Source organism: Peptacetobacter hominis (assembly GCF_006861675.1).
Classification (GTDB): domain Bacteria; phylum Bacillota; class Clostridia; order Peptostreptococcales; family Peptostreptococcaceae; genus Peptacetobacter; species Peptacetobacter hominis.
This window is the reverse complement of sequence record NZ_SGJB01000003.1, coordinates 147366-153945: the sequence shown is the minus strand read 5'-3', so window position 1 is coordinate 153945 and position 6580 is coordinate 147366. Positions and strand designations below refer to the sequence as shown.

Genomic DNA, 6580 nt, shown 5'->3' with positions numbered 1-6580 from the left:
TAGAAGGTGATTTTTTATTATATTTTTTCAAAAAAATAAGGGCTATCGCACTAATAAAATATTAATGCGACAGCCCCTTTAAATATATCTATTAATTATATGAGAGATTTCATACACCAATTTTCTCATGGAAAAAGGTCTTTTTATATGCCTATATTTATTCATTACAGCATAATCTATAATATCTGCTTCTGTATCCTTAGATATTATAATTAAAATTGGAATATCAAGAATAAAAGATATTTTTTTACATAGCATAAAAATATCTATATTTAATATATCACCATTTATAATTATCGCCTTGGGATCTGATATTGCTATTTCAGAAATAATATCTTTTCCAAAATTTCTTACTGATTTAAATCCATATTTTTCAAGTTCATAAATCAGAAAATCAGCAAATACACTATCATCATCTACAATAAATAAATCCGTTGAATTATCAGATATATTAACTGTAAATTCGATTTCTTCTATTTCAGAAATAACTGTTCTTCTATTCATAATATCATATCCCTTTCCCAAAATTATTACAAGTAAATTATATCATTTGTATAATTTAAAATCTATCTTGTGGGTTATTATTGGGAATAATTATATATTATTTATCTTATTTCACGAAGATATTTTCTTGCTGTTATAAAAATATAAACAATATATATTAGTGTAAAGATTCCTATTGCTTCTAATATAGGAGATATTCCCATTACGTTCAGTGCATTTTTAGCAAAAATACCACCAAATATGCCGCCGGATATTCCTATGACATATGGTATAAAGAAAAACAATATCGCCTGATATATGACTGATTTATTTATAAATTTACTATCTACCCCTATTTTTCTCATTATATCAAATTTCATTTTTTCATCTATGGCACTTGTTATATATCTGAAATAAAGCATTGATCCTATTGCTATTACAAATACAATAGACATAAACACTGAAATAAAGTATATCAGATTAAACATTTGATAATCTCTCTGTATAAAATTGTGTGCATCTGAAAATTCTATTCCAGTATTATCCAGAGTTTTAGAAATATTTTCTGTTTCTCTGTAATTTTTTAGAGATATTACCATATATTTGTATATATCTTCTTTATTTGATGATGAGCGTATAGTTTTGTATGTATCATCAGATACTACAAATGCCATATCTGTATTTCCTTCTATATCCTCAGAAAATATATATCCCGTCTTTTGTTCGCAAATATTGTATATTTTTCCATTCATATTAGCTTCTTTACCAAAACTGACTCCCATAATATTTGATGGTATAAGGCATACTATTTCATTGTCATCCGGTTTTTCTATTTTCATATTCTTTTTAAGGGGATCTAGTTGTATATTTCTTATTCGCTCATAGTCTGAATAACTTATAATAGGATCTTTTTCTTTGTATTCCCCAAAATTACTGTTCATATACAGTTCAGCTTTTATATAATCAAAATCTGTGTTAAATAACTCTCTTCCTCTTTCTGAATCAAAGGCTTTTTTCACCGTCATCTCCTGATTTTTATCTTGTACTGATGCTGCAACGCTATACGGAAACTTAGAAATCATAAGATCCTTAAACATCATTTTCGTAGACAAGCCTGAAGTAAATGCTGTTATACAACATACTATTAGCACTGATGTAATAGCCAGAACTTTATTATTTTTAATAAAGTTAAAAGACATACTACTGAAGTTTATAATATTAGTGCCTTTATATAATATTTTCTTATTTTTTGATATTCTTAGTACAACTTCTGTTATAAATCCTCTGCACATTAGATTTATACCAATTATCATAAGTAAAGGAGATATTATTATAACATGACTCATATTCAAATTATAATCAAGATAGTTTAATGCAATATATCCACCTGATATGAACATTACAAGCCCTAGAATTCCTATAGAAAATCTAAGCCATGAACTCTTTATTTTATAATCCTTCATATCACTTCTTCCACTTTTTAACAGTTCTGATGTTTCCATTCTTATAATTTTAATATATTCTCTAATAAAAGAATACATTAGGATAAAAGCAAATATAATAAAAGTATATATAATAGACGTATATGAAATTTCAAAATCTATACTTGTATTTTCTCCAACAACTTTTGCCATTCCCATCATAAACATTCTATTTGTAACTATTCCCAGAATTATACCTGATATTACAGATATAATTCCTATTATCAACCCTTCCTGAGCAAATAGATATGCTATCTTTTTATTTTCTACTCCCATAAAGGTATATATCCCAAATTCTTTCTTTCTCCTGCTTACAAAAAACTCTGTAGAATAATTCATAAATGATATGAAAAATAGTATAAGTATAAACACACACATTCCTATCAAAGCTCTCATAGAAGTAAAATCTTTCATTATTTCAATATCATCACTGCTTCCTGCACACATAAAATTGTAGAATATTGCAATACATACAACCATCGAAAGAATATACATTGTATAATTTTTAATATTATGTTTTACGTTTTTTAGTGATATCTTAAATAGTCTCATTTATTTCACCTCCTGTAGAAGCGACAACTTTCATTATGTCATCAAAAAATTTCTTTCTATTTCCATCACTGTCTATCTGGGCATTTATATTTCCATCTTTTATAAACATAACTTTCTTGGAATAACTTGCTGCGAATGCATCGTGAGTTACCATTATTATGGTTATTTCTGATTCTCTGTTCATTTTGCTCAGACAGTTTAATAATTCTATTGATGATCTGGAATCCAATGCTCCTGTTGGCTCATCTGCAAACAAAACTTTTGGTTTTATTATCATTGCTCTTGCAGCTGCAGCTTTCTGTTTTTGTCCACCTGACAATTCGTACGGATATTTCCCCAGCTGTTCTTCTATTCCAAAAAATCTTGCAAATTTTGATACTTCTTCTCTGATAACAGAATATCTTTCCCCTGAGATTACAAGAGGAAGTGCTATATTATCTTCTATTGTCATACTGTCTATTAGATTGTAGTCCTGGAAAATAAATCCTATATTATCCTTTCTAAATCTTGATAACTCTTTATTTTTCATCTGTGTAACATCCTTGCTGTTATAAAGAATCCTTCCCTGCGTTGGTTTTTCTATTGTAGATAACATATTCAGCAAAGTCGATTTACCTGCACCTGAAGGTCCCATTATAGATACAAAGTCTCCATCATAAATAGTCAGGTTTATATTTTTTATTATTTTGAAACTTTTGCCATGCACTCTGTATTCTTTTTTTATATTTTCTGCTTTTAACATTTTTAATCACTCCTTATTTTTCTTTGTATCTATATTTTATTCCATCGGATTTTCTCATACCATCGAATAACATTACAATACCCTGCTTAAATATAACAAAAATGTAATATTCAAACAGGGTATAATCTAATTATTATATATATTCAATTCAGCAATATTTGATATTTCAATTATAACATCACAATAATTTCCCTCTATGGATTCAACTTTTATATCGCTTCCCATTGCATTTAGTATCTTTTTTGCAACATAAAGTCCCATACCAGTCGATTTAAATCTATTTCTTCCGTTTTTACCTGTGAATCCTTTTTCAAACACTCTTCCAATATCAGATATAGATATACCCTCTCCATAATCTTTAAAGTGTATATCAACTCTTTTGTCTTTGATATCTGAGTATATCTCTATTTTTCCACCTTCATGAGAATATTTGCATGCGTTATCAAGTATTATTTCAAAAATATGTGAAATCCACTTTCTATCAGTAATAACTTCTACATTCATATCTTTTAAATCTATTTCAATATTTTTTATTATAAACATATATCTGTTTTTCTTTATTACATCTCGAACTATTTTACCAATATTTACAGATTCAAAACTGAAATCAGAGCTATAATTTCCAGATCTGCTTATATACATGACTTTTTCCACAAGTGAGTCAATTCTTTTTAGCTCTATTCTCATAGATTTTGAAACGGTTTTATCCTCTAGTCTTTCCGACATTATTTCAAGTATTGATATTGGGATTTTAATCTGGTGAACCCAGTCCGTTACATAATCATTAAATTCTTTTATTTCACTTTTGAGTGACTCTATTTTTTCCATATTATCTATATTTACGCGATCTACAGCTTCGACTATACCTCTATATTCTCTGCTTATCTTTATATCTATGTCATTCATATCACAGTTTGCTATTCTTGTTTCTATTTCCATATTTTTTCTTTTGAATACATAAAAATCATATACAAAAAATATAATTCCAATAAACAAAATAATAAAATTCATATATAATAAACTATCCTTTGATATAGTAATACCTACATCTATTAATATATTTATGTTGACTATAAATATAACCACGATAAAAAACAAAATATATCTCCAGGTCTTAAAAAAATAATCTTTAATATTCATCTATTATATACCCTTGACCTTTCTTTGTTTTTATAAAGTTTTCAACCCCGATACTTTTCAATCTGCTTCTCAGTCTATTTATATTTACTGTAAGGGTATTTTCTCCTATAAATTCATCTGTACTCCACAATATATCCATTATTTCATCTCTGCTGACTACAGTTCCAGCCTTTGACATCAGTATATTCATTATTTTAAATTCATTTTTGCTCAACTCTATGATATTTCCATGATACATCACAGTATTGTCAGCCATATTAAGAGTAACTTCTCTTAGACTTTTTATAGATGGAGATGATGAATTATTATATGAATATGCTCTTCTGAACAAAGCCTGCACTTTTGCGATAAGCACCTGTATCGAAAAAGGTTTTATTATATAATCATCCCCACCCATATTTATTGACATTATGATATCCATATCTGTATTTCTGGACGATATAAATATTATCGGAACTTTTAAAAATCTTCTTATCTCAGAGCACCATTGAAAACCATCTCTGAATGGAAGATTTACATCCATAAGAATAAGCTTTGGATTTAAAAGTAAAGCTTCTTCTGTTATATTTTCCAGATTACTTGATCTTTCTGATTTATATCCATATTTTTCAAGAGAAATTTTAATTTCATCCGCAAGTGTAAAGTCATCTTCTACTATAAATATATCTATATTATCATTATTTTTATCATCTACCATGGCTATTCTCCTTATTTATGTATTTATATTCTGATTATATCATATTGAAAATACGCATCAACTGTTATATCATAAGAACATAGTTTATAAAAAGGAAGTGATTTTTTGAAAAATATAGAGGTTGTTGCAGCTATCATTATAAACAATAAAAAAATATTATCAACTCAAAGAGGATATGGCTCTCTAAAGGGAGGTTGGGAATTCCCTGGTGGTAAAATTGAAAAAAATGAAACTCATATACAGGCTTTAAAAAGAGAAATCAAGGAAGAATTAAATGCTTGTATAGAAGTTGATAATTTTCTGATTACCATAAACCATTCATATCCGGATATGAATATAACTATGCATTGCTACATATGTCACCTTGTAGATTCTAATATAGAGCTCCTTGAACACAGTGATTTTAGATGGCTTTCAAAATCTGATCTCGATGATGTAAATTGGCTTCCTGCAGATATAGATGCTGTGGAAAAACTTAAAAACATGGATATCTAGTATAATATAGGTATTGTTTTTAATATTTATGATATATAATATATTTGTATAAATTTTAATTGTAAAAATATAAGGAGATTTTGTGATGGATAAAAAATGTTTTAAGAATATAAAAATTGCTTTTTTTGATGTCGATGGCACTATAATCGATATGGAAAAGAAAAAAATAACACCTACTATGGTCGAAACTCTATCTAAACTTCAGGATAATGGAATAAAAATATGCCTGGCAACCGGAAGACCCGCAATGATTGTTCCAAAAGTTCCAGGAGTTGAATTTGATGCATTCCTTACATTTAACGGATCATATTGCTATACAAAAGAAGGTGAAATACTTTTTAGTAATCCTATACCATCTGAGGATGTAAATAGAATTATAGAAAATGCAACATCTATAGGAAGACCAGTATCTGTAGCTACAAGAGATAATATGGGAGCTAATGGAGCTGATAAAGACCTTATAGACTATTATAATATAACAAATGAAAAAGTTGAGCTTGCTGAAGATTTTAACGCTCTTATTAAAGATGATGTATATCAGATGATGCTCGGATGTACAAAAGACCAGTATGACTCAATTCTGAAAGATGTAAATGGTGCCAGAATAACCGCGTGGTGGGACAGAGCTGCCGATATAATCCCTGCAAATGGAGGTAAAGGTATTGGCGTTGAAAAAATGCTTGAATTCTACGGATTAACAAAAGATGAAGCTATAGCATTCGGCGATGGTGCAAATGATATCGAAATGCTTCAGACAGTTGGAACAGGAGTTGCTATGGGGAATGCTTCAGACAAAGTCAAATCATTTGCGGATGATGTCTGCGGCCATGTAGCAGATGAAGGCATATATCATTACTGCAAAGAGCATAACCTTATATAAAAATTTTTTGTACTAAAAATATAAATACCGGCTGGATAATCTTTTCACTCTGATTATCTAGTCGGTATTTTTTAATAACTATTTTAATATAATAATACTATACTTTGTGT

The 6580-nt window shown here is 28.4% G+C and carries 7 protein-coding genes; 2 read left to right on the top strand and 5 right to left on the bottom strand.

Annotation, left to right across the window (positions count from 1 at the left end; genetic code table 11):
- Positions 1-78: 78 nt before the first annotated feature.
- From EXD82_RS02855 to EXD82_RS02835, 5 genes are all read right to left on the bottom strand, one after another.
- Positions 79-504, bottom strand: a complete 426-nt coding sequence (locus EXD82_RS02855) for a response regulator (protein WP_142535399.1) — start codon at positions 502-504, stop codon at positions 79-81.
- Positions 505-605: 101 nt separating this feature from the next.
- The gene (locus EXD82_RS02850; RefSeq protein ID WP_142535398.1) at positions 606-2516 is read right to left on the bottom strand and encodes an FtsX-like permease family protein; all 1911 of its coding nucleotides are present in this window, start codon (positions 2514-2516) and stop codon (positions 606-608) included.
- Positions 2503-3258, bottom strand: a complete 756-nt coding sequence (locus EXD82_RS02845) for an ABC transporter ATP-binding protein (protein ID WP_142535397.1) — start codon at positions 3256-3258, stop codon at positions 2503-2505. Before EXD82_RS02845 ends, EXD82_RS02850 begins: the two co-directional genes overlap by 14 nt.
- Before the next feature lie 126 nt (positions 3259-3384).
- Entirely contained in the window at positions 3385-4197 is an 813-nt protein-coding gene (locus EXD82_RS02840) for a sensor histidine kinase (protein ID WP_174919135.1), read from the bottom strand.
- Positions 4198-4387: 190 nt separating this feature from the next.
- The gene (locus EXD82_RS02835) at positions 4388-5095 is read right to left on the bottom strand and encodes a response regulator transcription factor (protein ID WP_142535395.1); all 708 of its coding nucleotides are present in this window, start codon (positions 5093-5095) and stop codon (positions 4388-4390) included.
- Positions 5096-5200: 105 nt separating this feature from the next.
- Between EXD82_RS02835 and EXD82_RS02830 the strand changes: the two genes are divergently transcribed.
- Complete coding sequence (locus tag EXD82_RS02830; RefSeq protein WP_142535394.1) at positions 5201-5590, top strand: (deoxy)nucleoside triphosphate pyrophosphohydrolase; 390 nt, start codon at positions 5201-5203, stop codon at positions 5588-5590.
- A gap of 85 nt (positions 5591-5675) precedes the next feature.
- On the top strand, positions 5676-6470 hold the full coding sequence (locus EXD82_RS02825) for a Cof-type HAD-IIB family hydrolase (RefSeq protein WP_142535393.1): 795 nt from the start codon (positions 5676-5678) through the stop codon (positions 6468-6470).
- The last annotated feature ends 110 nt before the right edge of the window (positions 6471-6580 follow it).